This is a genomic window from Niallia taxi, assembly GCF_004005475.1.
Classification (GTDB): Bacteria; Bacillota; Bacilli; order Bacillales; family Cytobacillaceae; genus Niallia; species Niallia taxi.
The window spans coordinates 155,404-174,715 of the sequence record NZ_RZTZ01000005.1 but is presented as its reverse complement, the minus strand read 5'-3'; the positions used below and the strand labels follow the sequence as shown (position 1 = coordinate 174,715).

19 protein-coding genes are annotated in these 19,312 nt (G+C 39.3%); 6 read left to right on the top strand and 13 right to left on the bottom strand.

Features of this window, described 5'->3' with window-relative positions; genetic code table 11:
• Nucleotides 1-4: 4 nt before the first annotated feature.
• From essB to EM808_RS14565, 4 genes are all read right to left on the bottom strand, one after another.
• Nucleotides 5-1,168, bottom strand: a complete 1,164-nt coding sequence (essB, locus tag EM808_RS14580; protein ID WP_127738930.1) for a type VII secretion protein EssB — start codon at nt 1,166-1,168, stop codon at nt 5-7.
• Nucleotides 1,169-1,182: 14 nt separating this feature from the next.
• Nucleotides 1,183-1,422 (bottom strand): ESX secretion system protein YukD, encoded by a 240-nt coding sequence (gene yukD / locus EM808_RS14575; RefSeq protein WP_127738929.1) that lies wholly within the window; start codon nt 1,420-1,422, stop codon nt 1,183-1,185.
• A 176-nt stretch (nt 1,423-1,598) separates the two neighbouring features.
• Nucleotides 1,599-1,892, bottom strand: coding sequence for a WXG100 family type VII secretion target (locus tag EM808_RS14570; RefSeq protein WP_127738928.1), 294 nt, complete (start codon nt 1,890-1,892; stop codon nt 1,599-1,601).
• A gap of 285 nt (nt 1,893-2,177) precedes the next feature.
• Entirely contained in the window at nt 2,178-3,515 is a 1,338-nt protein-coding gene (locus EM808_RS14565; protein ID WP_127738927.1) for a 6-phospho-beta-glucosidase, read from the bottom strand.
• A 111-nt stretch (nt 3,516-3,626) separates the two neighbouring features.
• Here EM808_RS14565 and EM808_RS14560 point away from each other — a divergent pair, with 111 nt between their 5' ends.
• Entirely contained in the window at nt 3,627-4,382 is a 756-nt protein-coding gene (locus EM808_RS14560; protein ID WP_127738926.1) for a MurR/RpiR family transcriptional regulator, read from the top strand.
• Nucleotides 4,383-4,535: 153 nt separating this feature from the next.
• Here EM808_RS14560 and EM808_RS14555 read toward each other — a convergent pair whose 3' ends face one another.
• The 3 genes from EM808_RS14555 to EM808_RS14545 form a co-directional block, all read right to left on the bottom strand.
• On the bottom strand, nt 4,536-4,991 hold the full coding sequence (locus EM808_RS14555) for a threonine/serine exporter family protein (RefSeq protein ID WP_127738925.1): 456 nt from the start codon (nt 4,989-4,991) through the stop codon (nt 4,536-4,538).
• 11 nt (nt 4,992-5,002) lie between these two features.
• A complete protein-coding gene (locus EM808_RS14550) occupies nt 5,003-5,767 on the bottom strand; it encodes a threonine/serine exporter family protein (RefSeq protein ID WP_205685858.1) in 765 nt (254 codons plus the stop codon).
• Between the two features lie 196 nt (nt 5,768-5,963).
• Nucleotides 5,964-6,290, bottom strand: a complete 327-nt coding sequence (locus EM808_RS14545; protein WP_127738924.1) for a MerR family transcriptional regulator — start codon at nt 6,288-6,290, stop codon at nt 5,964-5,966.
• Nucleotides 6,291-6,538: 248 nt separating this feature from the next.
• On the opposite strand from EM808_RS14545, the gene EM808_RS28605 reads away from it, so the two are divergent.
• The 5 genes from EM808_RS28605 to EM808_RS14525 all read left to right on the top strand — a co-directional run bounded on the left by EM808_RS28605 (nt 6,539) and on the right by EM808_RS14525 (nt 12,153).
• Nucleotides 6,539-6,676, top strand: a complete 138-nt coding sequence (locus EM808_RS28605; protein ID WP_164849666.1) for a hypothetical protein — start codon at nt 6,539-6,541, stop codon at nt 6,674-6,676.
• Nucleotides 6,677-6,895: 219 nt separating this feature from the next.
• Nucleotides 6,896-8,308, top strand: coding sequence for a M20 family metallopeptidase (locus EM808_RS14540; protein WP_127738923.1), 1,413 nt, complete (start codon nt 6,896-6,898; stop codon nt 8,306-8,308).
• Between the two features lie 157 nt (nt 8,309-8,465).
• On the top strand, nt 8,466-9,239 hold the full coding sequence (locus tag EM808_RS14535) for a MurR/RpiR family transcriptional regulator (RefSeq protein WP_127738922.1): 774 nt from the start codon (nt 8,466-8,468) through the stop codon (nt 9,237-9,239).
• 154 nt (nt 9,240-9,393) lie between these two features.
• On the top strand, nt 9,394-10,953 hold the full coding sequence (gene malX / locus EM808_RS14530) for a maltose/glucose-specific PTS transporter subunit IIBC (protein WP_205685857.1): 1,560 nt from the start codon (nt 9,394-9,396) through the stop codon (nt 10,951-10,953).
• A 9-nt stretch (nt 10,954-10,962) separates the two neighbouring features.
• Nucleotides 10,963-12,153 (top strand): MalY/PatB family protein, encoded by a 1,191-nt coding sequence (locus tag EM808_RS14525; protein WP_127738921.1) that lies wholly within the window; start codon nt 10,963-10,965, stop codon nt 12,151-12,153.
• Between the two features lie 285 nt (nt 12,154-12,438).
• Here the strand turns inward: EM808_RS14525 and EM808_RS14520 are convergent, their stop codons facing one another.
• From EM808_RS14520 to EM808_RS14495, 6 genes are all read right to left on the bottom strand, one after another.
• Entirely contained in the window at nt 12,439-13,422 is a 984-nt protein-coding gene (locus EM808_RS14520) for an ABC transporter permease (RefSeq protein WP_127738920.1), read from the bottom strand.
• Nucleotides 13,419-14,360 (bottom strand): ABC transporter ATP-binding protein, encoded by a 942-nt coding sequence (locus EM808_RS14515; RefSeq protein WP_127738919.1) that lies wholly within the window; start codon nt 14,358-14,360, stop codon nt 13,419-13,421. The genes EM808_RS14520 and EM808_RS14515 overlap by 4 nt, the downstream gene beginning before the upstream one ends.
• 201 nt (nt 14,361-14,561) lie before the next feature.
• On the bottom strand, nt 14,562-15,698 hold the full coding sequence (gene ald, locus EM808_RS14510) for an alanine dehydrogenase (RefSeq protein WP_127738918.1): 1,137 nt from the start codon (nt 15,696-15,698) through the stop codon (nt 14,562-14,564).
• Between the two features lie 147 nt (nt 15,699-15,845).
• Nucleotides 15,846-17,087 carry a PucR family transcriptional regulator gene (locus EM808_RS14505; protein ID WP_127738917.1) on the bottom strand — a complete coding sequence of 414 codons (1,242 nt, stop codon included), beginning with the start codon at nt 17,085-17,087 and terminating at the stop codon, nt 15,846-15,848.
• A 181-nt stretch (nt 17,088-17,268) separates the two neighbouring features.
• Nucleotides 17,269-17,973: a chitin disaccharide deacetylase gene (gene chbG, locus EM808_RS14500; RefSeq protein WP_127738916.1), complete on the bottom strand. Its 705-nt coding sequence runs from the start codon at nt 17,971-17,973 to the stop codon at nt 17,269-17,271.
• Nucleotides 17,974-18,125: 152 nt separating this feature from the next.
• On the bottom strand, nt 18,126-19,115 hold the full coding sequence (locus EM808_RS14495; RefSeq protein ID WP_127739128.1) for an ABC transporter substrate-binding protein: 990 nt from the start codon (nt 19,113-19,115) through the stop codon (nt 18,126-18,128).
• Between the last annotated feature and the right edge of the window lie 197 nt (nt 19,116-19,312).

Below are 19,312 nucleotides of genomic sequence, written 5' to 3'. Positions count from 1 at the left end.
ACGATTATGATTCGCTATCTTCCTCTTGCTGATATTCTTTAATCTCTCGGTCGATTTCATCCATCTTTTGCTGGCGTTCTTCACTGTCCATTGATTCATCAGCAGAAATATTTTCCCGATAATTTATAAGGGCAAAAACAATGAGATCTGTCTCCTCGAGGAATCTAGCCGTCTTAAGCGCCTCCTCTCCTTGTCCTCTTCCAATTTGTATCCAATAATCCAAATACTTAGAATCAGATTGCAGTGTAACTGTATTACGGACAAATGTCTTTTGCTCATCTGTCAGGTTTTCATTGGAGATGTAAGACATAGCCAGTTCAAACTTTGCAACCTTTGGCAATTGGTCAATTTCATATGGCTGGAGCGTACTGATTACATCACTGTAGGAACTAGAAAGGTATTGTTCTTGTGCCGTAATGATTCTGGCCTGCTTTGGCTGCAGAAAAAAGATAGAATAAAAAGAATAAATAATGGCTGGCACAAGCAGAATACTCACAGCAATCAAGCTGTTTCGGAACCATTTCCATTTCTTTTTTGTCACTTCCATATAGTGAGAGGAAGATTCCTTATCCTTCCTAATAAATTCCTCTATAATCTGTAACAGGGAGGCGAATGACGGAGCATCCAACACCTTTTTGCTGTCTTCACTCAATTCCAATGTCTTTTCATATTGAAGATATTCCTCAAACGAATGGGAGATATCTACCCACGAGGCAGCAAGCGCTTTAAGCTCATGCCAAAGCTGCTCTTCCTTTTTTTCATATGGAGGCAGGCTCTCTTTAACTCCATAATGAAGGAAATATGGTGTCATCCCTTGGTCCACGACAATGTTTTCTGGGCTAATAAAAAGATGCAGCCTTGATACGCGGTGATCTTTTACTTTATGAATCAATTGATATATTACTTTTAGCCTGTCTTTTTTCGGCAGTTTTTGAACAGATGTACCATATTGATAGGTACTTGGAATATCGATGCTTATCGAAAGAGCATCCTCTAATACATTTATTTCTTTATGGAGCTGTTTATCCAAATCCTTTAATATAAAGACTTCACCTTCTTCATCCATCTTTATCTTTTCGATTTGAAAAACGAATGAAATACGATTTTGAACTTTTTTTATCAACGCATCTAATTTTTTTTCTAAGTATGTACGTTCATTTTGCGGCATTTTCTATACCATCCTCATAAAATTTCAATAATATCTCCAGACGTTATTCCCGCATCTGCCAATCGCCTATTTCCCGGGAATACCTTTTGTTTATTCTTTACACGCACCCAATATCCTGATCTTGGAACACTGTCTATATGTGAAACCTGCCATGAAATGTCAATCAATTTTTTTATTGTGTAGAAGTCTGATAAGCGCAAGTCGATTGTTTCCTTATCGTACTTATGTAAATCGACCGTTACTTCTATATACATATTTTTCCACCTCAAAATATAAAGGAGCGCTTTGAATAAAAGCGCTCCTCCAAGGGTTTAGTTTGTTTATTAATATACCACGGCTTTTTACAAAGCTACATCCGCAATTATTTCGTTACCCATCATAAATACCTCATGAAGAAGCTCTAAGCTCTAACGATATTAAGTTCAGTCACTTAGCCGCGAATTTGATTGGCAATTTGTGCATCAGCATCTTCTAATGCTTTTGCTGTGCTATTCAATTGTGAGGAAATATCCTCTAGCAATTGCTGCATTTTAAGGAATGAAGGGCGAAGTGATTGATATTGCTCACTGAACGCTTGGCTTGATTGACCTTCCCACATGCTTTCTAATTCTTGGATCATTTGATCCAAACGAGTGACTTGTTCACCAACTTGACTTCCCTCGCTTGCGTAACGATTTGACATGCTAATAAGCTCTTCAGGAGTTACTCGAATGATTCCTGCCATTTTTCCTCTCTCCTTTAAAAATAATTTTAGCTATCATTCTTTATTACTATGTAGCTAATAAAAAACAAACATCTATATAATAATTACCATAATTCAATATCCAAATAAAGGATAAAGGCAACAAACACCCATAAATGCATTTATTTTCCTATACGTAATATAGTCAATAGGACATACCTTCTCTTTTCTCAGTACAAGCTTATAGTAAAATAGTTCCTTTTTGTTTTTCTCTATAAAAAAGAGGAGTGTCTTCTAGGACACTCCTCTTTTTTGGCTAGCAATTTATTAAGATAGTACTTTATTTTCTTTAAAGAACTGCGGTAAATGCTCTTTATGTGCTTCAAGCATTTCATTCAGAATTTCTTTCGCTACTTTATCAGAAGGCAATAGCGGGTTAATTGTTAAAGCAAGCAATGCTTTATCATAATCGCCTGTTACAGCTGCTTCTGCCGCTACTCTTTCAAAGGACTTGATTTGTTGTACTAATCCTCTGACAGGTACAGGAAGATCGCCGATAGAAATCGGTTTAGGGCCGTCTTTTGTGATGACACTGCTGATTTCAACTGCTGATTCATCTGGAATGCTGGCAATTGCTCCGTTATTGATTGTGTTAACAGGCTGGATGTCACGTTTGTCATTGTACATAGAGTCAATTAGACTGCAGGCTGCATCACTGTAGTATGCTCCACCGCGCTTTTCAAGCTGTGGCGGTTTAATATCAAGATTTTCATCCTTGTAAAGTTCAAACAGCTCTTTCTCCAGCTTTTGCACAACCTCTGCACGTGTACCTTGTTCTGCAGCTTCCTCGTGCTCATGCTCAAGCATTTGTGCCTGCTTGTAGTAGTAACGGTGGTATCCGCATGGAATAGCCCCAAGTGCCTTAATGAAGTCTGGATCCCAGTCAATTGCAGCAATATTACGCATAGTCGCACTTGCATGCTTGCCTGATGTCATTTCATCAAGCACTTCTTTTGTAACATCTTTACCGTCAAGATATACATGTAGTCCATATACCATGTGGTTCAGCCCTGCAAAATCAACATGTACACGCTCAGGTTCAACTTCCAACAGCTTAGCTACACTCATTTGGATTGAAATTGGAACATTGCACAAACCAACAATTTTTCTCCAGTTGCTGTGGCGAAGCACCGCTTCTGTCACCATTCCTGCAGGGTTTGTAAAGTTGATGAGCCAAGCATTTGGACATAGCTCTTCCATGTCTTTAACAATATCAAGAATAACAGGGATTGTGCGCAAGCCTTTGAAAAGACCGCCAGGCCCATTTGTCTCTTGTCCGATTACATTATATTTCAAAGGAATTCTTTCATCCTTCGCTCTTGCAGCCAACAAACCAACTCGGAATTGAGTTGTTACGAAGTCTGCATCCTTTAACGCCTCTCTGCGGTCAAGTGTTAAATGAACTTCAATTGGTAAGCCTGCTTTTTTCACCATACGCTTCGCTAAGTTACCGACAATCTCCAGCTTCTCTTGTCCTTCTGGAATATCTACAAGCCAAAGCTCACGTATAGGCAGAGAGTCATATCTTTTAATAAATCCTTCCACAAGTTCTGGTGTGTAGCTAGATCCTCCGCCAATCGTTACAATCTTAATTCCATTGCTCATCTACGAACGCCCCTTTTTCTTATTTTTGGGTGTGCAACCCTTTTCAATTTCTAAATTTGTTATAATAGGATTATCTAAGTTGGAGTAAATCTTTTTAATGGATGTGTTAATATGTTTACAAATGAGCAGATTCAAACCTTTTCTGATCTTGAATACGAGCTTTACAATTACATCATGAAGAATTCCCGTGAAGTAACCTATATGAGAATACGGGAACTCGCAAATGAAACTCATGTCTCCACAACAACCATACTTCGTTTCTGCAAAAAACTAGGCTTCGATGGCTTCACCGAATTCAAGGTTCATCTGAAAAATTATCTTGCAGAAGAAGAAACCTACCGTTTAAACAATACATATACGACGGTCTCCGACTTTGTAGAAAGAACATTATCAGCAAACTATGAAACTAAAATTCGCGAAATTGCCGAAGTAGTGGCAAAAGCGAAAATCGTTATTTTTATCGGTGCAGGCACTTCAGGTGTAATTGCTGAATATGGCGCAAGGTTCTTCTCTGGGCTTAAGAAATTTTCTCTTCATATTAAAGACCCATATTTCCCAATTTATAGCCACTATATAACCGACAGTGTCACGATCGTGCTGTCTGTGTCAGGCGAATCTAAGTCAACAATGGAAAAGCTTGACCGCCTTAAGCAGGACGGAAGCATCATCGTTAGCTTGACGAATCACTCTGACAGCTCGCTGGCCAAAATGTCTGATTATAACCTCGCCTATTATATAACGACGGAATATTTAGGAAATGTCAATTTAACGACTCAAATACCAGTCATGTTTCTGATTGAACGGTTAGGAAAAGAAACCTTTGACTATATGCAATCCTCCTTAATTGACAGGGATGAAGGGAAATAACACCGCTCCCTTTTGCTTTACATCTATACGTTACAACGCTTGCAATACATAGTAAATACATCTTCCTTATTTAGTACTTAGTCACACCGAATGGAACTTGTTACTTTATAGGAACAACCTGTTACATAACAAAAAAAGCAATGGAAGCACTTCTTAGATGCTTCCATTGCTTTTTCTCGTTTTTCGTTTATACATTAACTGATTGATTACTTCAGAGAACATTAATCCAATTGCAATGGATCCCGATATTAAAAAGGCTTTGGCAGCAAGGCTGACAGCGTAGTAATAGTCGTTTTCCACAAATTTTCTCATTGCATCATACGCCATCCCGCCCGGTACAAGAGGAATAATTCCTGCGACCGAAAAAATGATAACAGGTGTCTTATACCGCCTTGCGAACACTTGACTGAGTACTGCCACTAAAAAAGCACCAATGATTGTTGCTGGAACCTCATCGATGTGCAAAGAGACAGAGCCCCAATAGGCTATCCACCCTAGCATTCCGATAAATCCGCATTTCATTAGCAGTTTTGGCGGTGTGTGGAAAATCATTGCGAAGGCAAAGGATGCAATGAAGCTTGTAATTGCTTGTTCTATTAATTCCCACATATCTATTCTCCTTAAAATATTACGAATACTACCGCAATGCCTGACCCAATTGCAAAAGCTGTTAAAAATGCCTCTGCCCCTTTTGAGATGCCAGAAACTAAGTGGCCTGCCATTAAGTCCCTGACAGCATTTGTAATCAGCAACCCTGGCACTAGCGGCATGACTGAGCCAATAATAATTTTATCTGTTTGTGCGCCAAAACCGATATGAACGGAGCCAAAGGCAATAAGACCGATGAGCACAGCTGCTAAAAACTCCGCAAAGAACTTAATTTGGACAACGCGGTGAAAATACACAGAGCATAAGAAGCCTGCACCACCTGCAATAACAGCCGCAAAAAAATCCTGCCATATTCCTTGAAACATGATGAGAAAGCACCCGCTTGCAATGGCAGCAGCAATAACTTGTGCCAAATCTGAATACGTTTTGCTTTCCTTATCTATATCTTTTAAAAGATGATATGCCTCTTGTAAAGGGATATTCCCGACACTGATTTTTCTAGAAATATCGTTAACCTTCATTACCTTTTCAAGGTTAGTTGTCCGTTCAATAATCCGAATCAGCTTTGTTTTTGTCGGTTCCTGGCCCTCTAAAGAAAAGATGATACCAGTAGGTGTAACAAAGCTGTCCGAATCCTCCACTCCATATGCTTTTGCAATGCGCATCATCGTGTCTTCCACTCTGTATGTTTCCGCACCGTTTTTTAGCATAATCCGTCCAGCAAGCAAACAAACCTCTATAATTTCATACGTTTTTTCCTTGGATATATAGTCCATGCCAACTCTCCATTAATTGAACATTCTTTGAAGTTATCTTTTACCATCTACAAGTTTATATGAGAAGAACACCTATAATCAATAGAAGAATCTAGATATCGCTTAAGATTTCCTGTTTGTAAACATATAAAAAGCCCTTTAATTAAAAAGGACTTTCGCTTACCCTAGGCTTATTATAGGAAGTTATTAAGCTTGCTCAATCTTTTTGGATACCAAACCTGGCGTTGATTTGACCGCGTAACATTTGTTTTTTTATTTTGCGCTCTTCCTCTTCACGGTTTTTCTTAATTATTTCCTGGCGAATTTCGTGGGTCCTTACTCCTTCTTCCCGCTTGTTGGCAATCTCAATTAACCGTTCCACATCTGAAAAGGAATATTTACGATTTCCTCTTTCAGGCCTTTCAGGAAAAATAAGCTTTCTTTGTTCATAATAACGAATTTGCCTTTCTGTCAAACCAGTTAGTTCACTAACAACACCAATCGTGATTACTTTCCTTTTTTTGTAGGATGGCTCATGATCCATATTATCATCTCACCTCATGAAGTAATGATTTCTACCATTAATGCAATTATAATACGATTACACAAAACAGAATTGATTCTTGTCATATAATCTAACGCAAAATTCAAAAAATGGGTAAGAATACCTGACAATACAGACGATTTTTTAGAAAAAATCTTTTAAAATACTTGTATATAGTCGATAAATATTTTTTCTTTTGTTTAATCTGAGGAGAATGGATAATTTTACACCGAAAGGAGCTATATGCAATGATCAACAAAGAAGCAATCGAATTAGCAAAAAAAATTGTCGAGATCGACCTTCTTCGTGATGAGATATGGGAGAACTTCGCAGCAGTTGCAGGAGACAACGCCCATGATATTCTTCGTATTATTCAAAACAGCTAATTTCACATAAATAATTCATCCATTGCAGGCAGCTTGAAAAATACGGGTTATGCTTGTAATGGATTTTTGTTTTATCCATATATATGTATATAGATAAAACACGCCATAAATCTCTCTTACATATGTTAGGAAATCTAACGTTATTTTAATGGATGAAAGCTATAACTGCAAGCAAATGTCAAAATTTTTTTAATTTTTTATTAAAAGGAGGAAGTTTGCATGAGTAACTTGTATTGGATTACCGATTACTTAGAGGAAACAAAAGCAAAATGGAGCACAATAAGTGATTATATTTGGGATCATCCAGAAACAAGATTTGAGGAATACGCATCTGCCGCTTACTTAAGAACAGCTATACAAGAAGAAGGCTTTTCAATTACTGAAAATATCGGTGGAATGGAGACTGCCTTTATTGCAGAATACGGTTCTGGGAAACCAATTATCGCTTTCCTCGGCGAATTTGATGCCTTATCCGGTTTAAGTCAGGAAGCAGGAAAAACCATTCAGAACCCTCTCGTTCAAAACGGAAATGGACATGGATGCGGGCATAATCTTCTTGGTACAGGAGCCCTCGCTGCTGCCGTGGGACTTAAAAATTTTGTTGTAGAAAATAATATCCCATGCACCATCCGTTTTTATGGTTGCCCGGGAGAAGAAGGTGGATCTGGAAAAACATTTATGGTTCGAGCAGGAGCCTTTGACGATGTAGATTGTGCATTAACATGGCATCCAAGCGGTATTACCTCTGTAATGAACACGAGCTCGCTTGCTAATATCCAAGTATATTTCCGTTTTAAAGGAAAAAGCTCACATGCTGCCGGTTCCCCTCACTTAGGCAGAAGCGCCCTTGACGCAGTTGAACTGATGAATATCGGCTCCAATTATTTAAGAGAGCATATTATTGATCAGGCGCGAATCCATTATGCCATCACCAATTCAGGGGGACTTTCTCCGAATGTCGTACAAGGCTTTGCAGAAGTGCTTTATTTAATACGTGCTCCACAAACAGATACCGTCATGGAATTATTCGAAAGAGTAAAGGATGTAGCAAGAGGTGCCGCTTTAATGACAGGGACAGAGCTGGAGATTGTTATAGATAAAGCTTGCTCTAACTATATTCCGAGCAATACGCTCAATTTAGCTATGCAAGAGGCGATGCTCGAGGTAGGCCCAACAAAGTTTACAGGAGAGGAAAAGCAATTCGCCAAGGATATTCAAACAACTTTTAGCACGGAGGAGCTAAACGAAGCATATATTCCTTTAATTGGCCTTACAGATAGAAATACCCCTCTGTTTGAGGATGTTCTTGCATATGATGAGACAGTCTCTCTCATGTCAGGCTCAACAGATGTAGCAGATGTCAGCTGGGTAACACCAACAGCACAATGTAATGTTACAACATGTGCTCTTGGTACCCCATTTCATACTTGGCAGCTAGTGGCACAAGGGAAATCCAGCATTGCACATAAAGGAACTTTACAAGTGGCAAAAATTCTATTCCTTACTGCTGCAAAAGTACTGGAGGAGCCTGAGCTTCTTCTTAAAGCAACAGATGAGCTTAAGCAGGCTGTTGGCGACAGAGGCTATGTCTGTCCTATCCCAGATGAAGTGCAGCCAGCAGCAGCGAGATAATCTGTATTATCTATAAAAGCCGGGACCCTACTAGGTTCCGGCCTATTTCCTTCCATAAGCTTAAGTACTTTTTTTCCGTAATTGGCCTTATAATAAAAGGGAAAGCGTATACTTCAGGGTGGTTTTACCTCCTAATAAAGTGCTGGAGCTGAACAGTTTGAAAATCCTCTTAAAACGTCTCGCCCAATACAAAGGCGAGCTTAGCCAGTTAGAAAAACAAGTACTAGACTATATCATTGCAAACCCAGAGCAAATTGCTAATTCCAGCTTAAATGCACTGGCGAAAAACCTATTTATTTCAACAGCAACCATTAGCAGAACATGCAAACGCATTGGATTCAGCGGTTTTCAGGATTTAAAATATACGTTAAATAAAGATTCCGAACAAGAATTATATGAAGCTGCCAAGCCCTCGTTAAGCTTTCTATCCTCCCATATGGAACGGGTTCAGCAGGAAATTGAATGGACACTAGAGCATATTAATGAAGCCCAAATACAAAAGGCAGCCAACTTTATACACGAAAGTAACTTCATTGAATTCTTTGGCGTAGGAGCATCTCTGCCTACTTGTATAGACGCTGCTAGAAAGCTGACATTTTCAGGAACTATTTGTAATGCTAGAGAAGATTGGGATGAGCTAAGATGTGTTGCGAAGAGGCTTTCCAGTAAGGATTTGGCCATACTAGTTTCCTATAGCGGAGAAACAGCTCATATACTAGAGTTCGCTGCAATTTTAAAGGAACGAAACGTAAAAACCATTGCTATCGTCGGCAGAAAAAGCAGCCGGCTGAAGGATTTAGTCAACATAACATTTCATGCGCAAATACAAAACTGTTATCTCGGTGACCTTGATATGAGCTCAAGATTTCCTTTAAGTATTTTGTTAGATTTCATTATCCTTACAGCCATAGAGTCAAGGAAAAAAAGTTAGCAGGCTTCGAAGGCACAGTCCTAGAAGCCTTTTATTAATGTAAAAATAGCTATACAAAAAATGTATACCCTTACAAATTATTCGAAACTGATTGTTCTTCTTTTCTAAGGCAGTTACTCTTAACACAAATATATGTATTTGGAAGGAGTAAGTGATGATGAAAAATGCTAAATCACATTTTTGGGAATTTTTCCAAGGACTCGGAAAGACATTTATGCTTCCAGTAGCTCTGCTTGCATTTATGGGACTTATGTTAGGAATCGGCAGCTCCTTTACGAGTCCATCGACAATTGAAGCTCTGCCTTTTCTAGATAACCGCTTCCTGCAAACGATATTCCGGTTCATGTCTACAATTGGAGGCTTTGCTTTTACGTATCTGCCTGTTTTGTTTGCCATTGCGATTCCGCTGGGACTTGCGCGTTACGAAAAAGGAGTCGCGGCCTTTTCTGGATTTGTAGGATATGTCATTATGCATTTATCCATTAACTTTTATTTATCAGAAACAAAAAGCCTTGCTGCAGCTGAAGCATTGCGCGAAGCAGGTCAAGGCATGGTAATGGGAATACAAACGATTGAAATGGGGGTGCTCGGCGGTATTATCGTCGGCGTGATCGTCCATTTGCTGCACAGCCGCTTTTATAATATTCAGCTTCCAGATGCATTCGCCTTTTTTGGCGGAGCAAGATTTGTGCCGATTATCACTTCCCTTTCATTAGCTGTTGTCGGCATTTTAATTCCAATCATTTGGCCGATTTTCGCAATTGCTATCACTGGCATTGGACAGCTTATTCAGAAATCCGGTGCATTTGGACCATTTATATTCGGAGCTGGTGAACGTTTATTGCTGCCATTTGGACTGCACCATATTCTTGTAGCAATGATTCGTTTTACGGAAGCTGGTGGCGTTCAGGTTGTTGACGGACAGACTATTGCAGGAGCCCTGAATATTTTCTATGCCCAGCTGCAAAGCGGATCGCCAATCAGTCCTTCTGCTACTGCCTTTTTATCACAAGGGAAAATGCCTACTTTCATGTTTGGTTTACCAGCCGTGGCACTGGCTATTTATCATACAGCACTTCCTGAAAAGCGAAGTAAGATTAAAGGGTTGTTAATTTCAGGTGTCATCGCCACATTTGTGACTGGTATTACAGAGCCAATTGAATTTTTATTTCTGTTCCTGGCACCTGCCCTTTACGGTATCCATGTCATCTTAACAGGTTTAGGATTTATGACGATGCACTTGCTTGGAGTAGTAATTGGAAACACAGATGGCGGTATTCTCGACTTCATTATTTTCGGTGTCTTGCAGGGAACATATACAAAATGGTATCTCGTTCTCGTTGTTGGAGCTGTTTGGTTCGCCCTTTACTACTTCATATTCCGTTATGCCATTATTAAGTTCAATCTGAAGACACCTGGCCGTGAAGATGAAACAACTGCAACATCGAAGGAAGAATTAACTCATAAGAAAAAAGGTAAATATGATGCAAAAAGAATTTTAACTGCTTTAGGCGGCAAAGAAAATCTCGAAACTTTGGACAATTGTATCACCAGACTGCGTCTTGTTGTTCAGGATATGAGCAAAATTGATGAGCAGGAATTAAAGGCCTGCGGAGCTCTTGGCGTAGTGAAGCTGGATAATCATAATGTACAGGTCATTATTGGCACACAAGTAGCTTCTTTAAAGAACCAGCTGGAAATAGAAATGGAGTAGGAACCGTTTATGACTTATTCTTTTGATCGTATCACAGATAGAACTGGCACTTACTGCACACAGTGGGACTATATTGAAGACAGATTTGGAGAAGCAAAGCTTTTACCGTTTTCTATTTCAGATACAGACTTCCAAACACCGCCAGAGGTAATGAATGCTTTAACTAAGCGTTTGGAGCATGGTATTTTCGGCTATACAAGATGGAATCACAAGGAATTCAAAGCATCTATTCAAAAATGGTACAGAGAGCGTTTTTCCACAGAGCTAGATGAGGATTGGATTGTTTATAGCCCAAGTGTTATTTATACGATTGCAAAAATAATCGAGATGTTAACAGATAAAGAAGATCATATCGTGATACAGACTCCGGCTTATGATGCCTTCTTTAAAATGATTACCGATAATAACAGACAAATATCAAGAAATCCATTACTTGAAGCTGACGGAAACTATGTAATCGACTTTGCTGACTTAGAAAAAAAACTTGCCCACCCAAAAGCAAAAGTGTTGTTACTATGCAGTCCTCATAATCCGACAGGCAGGGTTTGGACAGCAACAGAGCTTGAACAACTAGTTAATCTTTGCCAAAAATATCACGTTTATATTATTAGTGATGAAATTCATATGGATATCGTTATGCAACCAAATAAGCATATTCCTATTATCAACAAAGCAATGAACTTACAAAACGTATGCATTTGTACCTCTGCTAGTAAAACATTCAATATCCCAGGATTAATTGGCTCTTATGCCATTATTCCTGGAGAAACAATAAAGGACGAATTTTTACTAACATTAAAAAACAAAGATGGCCTTTCCTCCACAAGTATACTAGGTTTAACAGCAACTATAGAGGCCTATCAATCATGCGGCAAATGGGTAGACGAAATGAATGACTATATTAAAGAAAATTTGGCTCTTACAAAGGAATTCCTGGAAATGAACCAGTTAGGCATGACTCTACAAATACCAGAAGCAACATACTTAGCATGGATAAATACAAAAAAGCTGCCGTATTCACCAGAACAAATTCAGCAAGCTCTTATCCACGAAGGCAAGGTAGCCATCATGTCAGGGGAAACATATGGGGCTGACGGCAGAGGTTATTTAAGGATGAATTTAGGCTGCCCACGGCCAAAGCTCACAGATGGCTTAAACCGAATTAAACAAGCCATCCATTATCTAAATAACAACAGCTAAAAAACCGAAGAGCAAGCCTCTCCAGTTTCAACTTTAAAACAAGAATATGTTATTACTTCTATCAACAGAAAATACGGATATTGATTGGAGCGGAAGGGGTGAGTCTCCTACGGGATTAGCGAGACAGGTGAGACCCAGCAGGCGCTTTAGCGCCGATGCGGCTCACCGCTCGCCCCGTGGAAAGCGAACCCCTGCAGCGGAAATCCATATACCCCTTGCTATTAGTGATAAGTGTTTAACCGCAAACTAAAACCGGAGAGCAACCCTCTCCGGTTTTCCATTAAATCAAATGCTGATATCCCTTTTTTGGAAAAAGAAAAATGTGATGAACATAAAGATAATATAATAGACTCCAAGAATACCTAATGATATCGGCATTGTAATATTAGTTAATATTTTATCATCCATTATAAAAACAGTCTGATCCAAGTGCGGGAAAATTAACGCCTTTGTCCACGCATATTTTTCCGAAAGCCCCACAATTATTGAGCCTACCGTTGAAGAAAAGAACAGTACAAAAATACCAATTCCAACTGCAATTGCTTGATTCTTAAAGAGAGTAGACAGCATAAATGCCAATGTCAGAATAAGAATTAAACCAGGCAAATAGTAAGCTAGGTTCTGTAAAAAGTAAACTCCACCGCTAACTGTCTCTGGACTATAAGCAGAATTATAGGCATAAATGTTATCATTAAACCCTGCTGTACCGAAGAAGGCAATACTCACTAAGTACCCAGCTATAGCAAGCACAGCAAGTAGGAAGATTGAATAAATAAGTATTGCAATGTATTTCGAAAGCAGAATTGCCCATCTTCTATGCGGGCGAATTAACAGCTGCTTAATGGTCCCATCGGAAAACTCAGACGAGATATTTCCCGCACAAACAATTACTACAAACAGTGTGATAAGGGACTTCATTGCAATTCCAAAATCACCTAAATAAGACCAGCTTGTCGTGTATGGATTAACATTATCCGTTAGATTTCCATTAAAATCATCAATTTGAGATTGAATATCTTCCTTCGTACCCTCTGACGGATATTCATCCTCTTTAAGATCATTATAGCTCGGAGCTTTTTCCATCTTCTTCTCCAGCTTGTTAATTTCTGATTGAACCTGTACCTTCCAATCATCTTCCTTTTGCTGATCGCTGACTTTCATCTCAAGCACGGCACTTCCTATAAGACCAAGTATAAGAATAATAGCAAAAATCCAACTCATCTTCTTTTCAAATATTTTTATCAGTTCATTTTGAATTAACCCGATCATCGTTTTGCTTCCTCTCCTTTTTTATTCGTGAGTTCAAGGAATCTGTCCTCTAATGTCGCTTTCGCTGCACTAATTCCGTACACAGATAATCCTTTTTCCACAAATAGTTTGTTCACAGCTGGAATGGAAGACTTCGACAGTTTTACTGTGAGCATATCCTCTTTTAGCGAAACCTCCTCAAAAGCCACTACGCCACTTCTCAGTGTTTCTAGCGCAATAGAAGCATCATCCATCTCAAAGGCTACCTCTCTTTGTTCATCTACTCCCTCTGCAACTGTCTCATCCATGGAAGAGATGTGGATAAGCTTGCCCTTTTCAATGATTGCAAAGCGATGGCACATAAGCTGCATTTCTGAAAGCAAATGAGATGAAACAAGCACAGATATTCCCGTTGCTGCCAGCTCGTGTAGATAATCACGGAATTCTCGTATCCCTTGTGGATCCAGTCCGTTTGTCGGCTCATCAAGGATTAAGATAGCAGGATTATGCAGAAGTGCTTGCGCAACACCTAGCCGCTGTCTCATTCCAAGTGAATAGGTCCTCACCTTTTGATGAATAGCATTTTCCAGCTTTACAAGCTTAACTACTTCTGCGATTCTCTCCTCCGAAATCTCATTTTTTGCCATTCTTGCATAATGGCGCAAATTCTTGTAACCACTCATGTATTTATAGAATTCTGGGTTTTCCACAATAGCCCCGAGGCTGCTCATCGCATCTGCAAAAGAAGTATCGAGGTTATGTCCATTTATGACAACCTCTCCTTCTGTTCTGTTAATCAAGCTGACTATCATTCTTATAATCGTTGTTTTCCCAGCACCGTTGGGGCCAAGCAGTCCAAAAATCTCCCCTTTTTCCACCGCAAAACTTACCTTGTCCACGATTGTTTTGCTTTTAATTTTCTTTGTGAAATTTCTCACTTCTAATGCATACTGTGACATGTTATACTCCTCTCTTTTTTATCTTTTAAACCTTTGCTCTTGTTATCTCTTTATCTTATAACCTCAGCATATCTATCCATATTGTTATACGAAACTCGCTTAATAGAAGTTTCATTTTTCTGGAAAAATTTTATAATCTTGTTAACAGAATCCACAAAAAAGCCGTACTTCCTCTGCTAGGAAGTACGGCTTTTAATATTGTTAAACTGCAGTAGTAGGAATTGAATTGATTACTTCTTGAACAGGGACATATTCAAGTCCTAGATCCTTGGCTACAGGAGCGTATGTTATATGACCATTAAAGGTATTTACACCTTGCTTTATCGCATAGTTGTTTTGGATGGCCTCCACTGCACCTTTGTTGGCAATCTGCAATGCATATGGCACTGTTACATTTGTAAGGGCAATGGTAGAAGTTCGCGGCACCGCCCCAGGCATATTTGCAACAGCATAGTGAACTACTCCATGCTTCACATATGTCGGATTATCATGTGTAGTAATATGATCAACCGTCTCAAAGATACCGCCTTGGTCGATTGCCACATCAACAATCACAGAGCCCGGAGCCATCTTTTTAACCATTTCCTCTGTCACAAGCTTAGGTGCTTTAGCACCAGGAATAAGGACAGCACCAATTACTAAATCTGCCTCCGCTACTGCCGCTTCAATATTGGCAGGATTTGAAATAACGGTATTTAGGCTTGACCCGAATTGATTATCAAGCTCTCTTAATCTTTCTGGATTTAGATCTAGTAATGTTACATTTGCGCCAAGACCAACTGCAAGTTTAGCAGCATTTGCGCCAACAATACCACCGCCAATGATTGTCACATTGCCACGCTTTACTCCAGGAACTCCTGCCAGCAAAATCCCTTTTCCTCCATGAGGCTGTTCAAGAAATTGTGCACCAATCTGAACTGCCATTCTGCCTGCAACCTCACTCATCGGAGTTAACAGCGGCAGTTTTCCATTCACTTCAATTGTCTCATAAGCAATGCCGGTAACACCCTTTTCCGTTAAGGCTGCTGCCAATTCCTTTTCAGCTGCTAAGTGAAGATAAGTAAACAAGATTAAGCCTTTGCGGAAGTAGCCGTATTCTGATTGAAGTGGTTCCTTTACCTTCATAATCATGTCCGCAGAATTCCAGACCTCTGCTGCAGTATCCATTATTTTCGCTCCAGAAGCAGCATATTCACTATCTGTAAAACCACTGCCTGAACCAGCACTTGTTTCAACTAGAACTTCATGCCCGCCATTTTGCAAGTAAGCGACGCCAGAAGGTGTAATCGCAACTCTGTTTTCATTGTTTTTTATCTCTTTCGGAATACCAATAATCAATACAATCCACCCCTTGTTAGAATTCCTTACTTAAATTGTTAGATATCTTATAATTATAATAGGACGAATTGCGAAATTATTCTTTGGTAAAAAAGATAAAAGTAAATCAGCGCCTTTGTGAAATTTCACAAAACTTACTTCAGTAGCTTATTTCTGATGCCAGCGTAGTAATTTCAAGTCGAGATAAAGCATGAATTTCTGGGAGGGAACAGAAAGGTCAACCTCCATAATCTCTGTAATTCGCTTTAGTCGATATGTTAGTGTATTCGTATGTATATGAAGCTTTAAAGCCGTTTTTTGCATGCTTTCACTCTCATCCAAAAAGGCCTCCAAGGTTAACAGCAGCTCTGTATTATGACTTTTATCATATTTCCTTAATTTCTGAATCGCAATATTTTCAAAGCCATCCTGTATTCGTTTTTCTAATAATACATCCATGAACTGATAGATTCCTAAATCTTGATACGCAGAAAAAGCTTGCGCCTCACCTGGAAATTTCGCTTTAACCTCTATTACCTTCTTTGCTTCCTTTAAGCACTTTTCGACATCCTTTAAATCAGTATAGATGCTGCCATATCCTCCATAAACATCTGTTATTTGAAACTTTTCCGCTAAGCTGCTTGGAAAATTTCGAATGAATTGCTTAAAAACAACAGCAGGGCTGTCTTGTCTGTTTATTGCACTTGCAAGCAATATTAATTCATGGTCATCCATCGTATAAAGTGAGATTTTGACATTATCCATTACTTTCAGCAAATAAATAATTTGTTTTTCCATTTCCTTCGTGATAATTTCTTTAAAGGTAAAAACCATAATCGTATAGTTATTGAGGGCAGTTTGATTTATTTCCATCAGCTTTTCTTCTGCCTCTTGCTTATTTACATGACCTGTAAGAAGCCTCCAAAAAAATTCTTGATCATCATTTGTTGATGGTCGTTTCGCCTTTGCAAAACGGGATAAAAGATGTTTTCCAACTGCTGCTGCATTCTCTAATATATCCATTTGGCTTGCTGTCAGCGCTTGATGCAGTTCAATTGCCCAAATATAGCCAATTACTTCATCCGCTCTCCAAATGGAAACTGCCACCCTGCTTCCGAGACCTATCTCTTGCTTCCCCTCAATTCTGATTGGCTTTTTACTTTGAAGAAGACTTGGGATAACTCCATCCTTCCACAAGCGGTTTATTACCTTTTCCGGGACTCTTCTGCTTATAATCGTAGAAATTCTGACAGGATCTGTTTCCTCATTATGGCTGCTATAAACTAAAACACGATGGTGTGTATCCTCAAGTGTAATCGGGCATCCGAGCAATTCACTGACATGGTCTACAAAACTTTCAAGAGAATCGTACATCTCCCGCCGGAAAGGATTCGATGGCTGATTAGGCATGGACCTGCTCCCTTCTTCCGTTGGAATGTTTTTTTAGTTTTTTTGTAGCTTTTCTACTATTCTATATAAATCAGGTTATGTACAACAACAAAATAATTTCAGAAATATTCAAAAGATAACCAATCAAATGAAACCATGAAAAAAAATGGGCTAAAGACAAGGCCCATTTCTGTCTTTCATTTCAAAGCAGCTTAACGTTTTCCGGCAATATTATTTCTGACAAAATTCTTGCTTCTTCCAATCTCTCCTGATAATAAGAGGTGCCATCCTTTAGTCTTGCATCCAAGTAGGCAGGATGTGTCATTACTTCCACCGTCTTGCCGTCCTCCACGCTTTCTTGCAGCTTATCAAAATAGTTTTCTGTCACTCCCTCACCAAAAAAGTCAACCATTAAAATATCGGTAACTGTTTTTACATCTGTAAAATGGGGACCAGCAATGCGGACGGGAAGATCATATTTTTCTGACAGCCTTTTGATGACAGGATAGAACTCTTTAATTCCATGAACATGGTGATGGCTGTCCAAATGGGCCGGTTTTAGTCCCGAAGCCAAAAACTTTTCTATTTGAGCAGTCCATTCCTGCTCCAAATCCTCAAGAGAAATGTCTTCAGGATGTCCGTATACATCTTTTTGCTTTTTGAAAAAGCCTTCTTCACCTATGAGGCTTGCTGCACTCGTTAGTGGCTTACCAAATGTGAGAACAAGATGAACTCCTACCTTTAAAGTAGGCGTCGACTTAGCAATCTCAAGAGCATGCTCTGTTCCTTCTGCATTCATCATCATTGTTGCAGAATTAACAATACCGTTTAAGTGAGTATCGAGAACCCCGTAATTGACTCCTCTGGAAAAGCCAAAATCATCCGCATTAACAAGTAATTTTATCATTCTAGTTCTCCTTTGCCCGATATATTATTTTGCACACTTCCGTTATCTATTTTTGCATAAAAACGGCAATAATGAAAGCGCTTTTAATTTAGAATTTCAAACAAAAAAGCCTGGTCTATGAAAAGACCTGGCTTAAGATCAGTTGAAAAAAACTACTTAGATAATTTCTCCACAAATTGCATATCAATAAGCTCATCGTATTTATAGCCTTCTTTATATACACCTGTTTTCTCGACAACATCCATAGGCTTTGCCAATGCTTCCTCAGAGATGAAGCCATCCTTGCTCCATAGCTGATCTGCATAAGCACGGTCAAGAGAAGCCTTCAAGCTATCATCTGATGTAGTCGGAAACTCTTTTTTCAATGCTTCCATTGCCAGATCAGGGTTTTCATCGACTGCCTTCAGTCCTTTAAGCATTGCCTTTACAAAGCTCTCAACCACTTCTGGTTCATTTTCTATGGTGGATTTTTTGACACTTATAACAGAATAAGGATAGTCCCCTAAACTCGGGAAACTATAGAAGGGTTCGTTCCAAACTCCTTTATTGATTCCTTCTGTTATTTGCGGTTCGCCACCATTTGCAATATCGGCCTGGCCTGATTCAACAAGTGAAACAACTGCGCTTGCATCAGCTGGCTCCTCCAGCTTAACGTCCTTATCCGGATCCAAACCGAGCTCAAGAAGCAGCCATCTTGTCAAAAGATTTGGGCTTCCACCATAACGGCCTGCTGCGATTGTTTTTCCCTCTAAATATTCTGCCAGCTCTGTTTCATTTGTACTGTCTACCTTTTCATCGGAACTGCCCATCAAATATACATTTGCTCTGTTAACGACATTCACAACCCCTTGAATTGGATCAGAGCTTCCCGGATTTGCCATCTGGTTAGAATCCGGCCCAGCGATATTTCCCCAAGCATCACCGCTTACTAAAGACGTAACGTGAGCTCCGCCTGTAGCTGTGATGACTTCTACTTCAAGTCCCTCTTCCTCAAAATACCCCTCCTGTATGGCTAAATAAAGAGGCAAATACCCAATCAAATGGACAGGCTCAGCTATAACAATTTTCTTTAAACCATCCTTTGTTCCGCCAGTTGAATCCTTTGAAGCACACCCTGCCAACAGCAGCATTATGCCTAACATCGCAATAAGCAATAGTTTGCCTTTCCGCACCTTAAATCCCCCTTTTTACTTCTAAGTTGCGATTAGCCATATCGTATCGCCAGAAGAATACATATCCTAAAAACTTAGCAAAATAATTGTTCTATCAACGAATGGTCATCGCTAAAATATATGGAAACCAGCATTGTCTATATTCTAAATTTCTGTTCTGTTTTAAC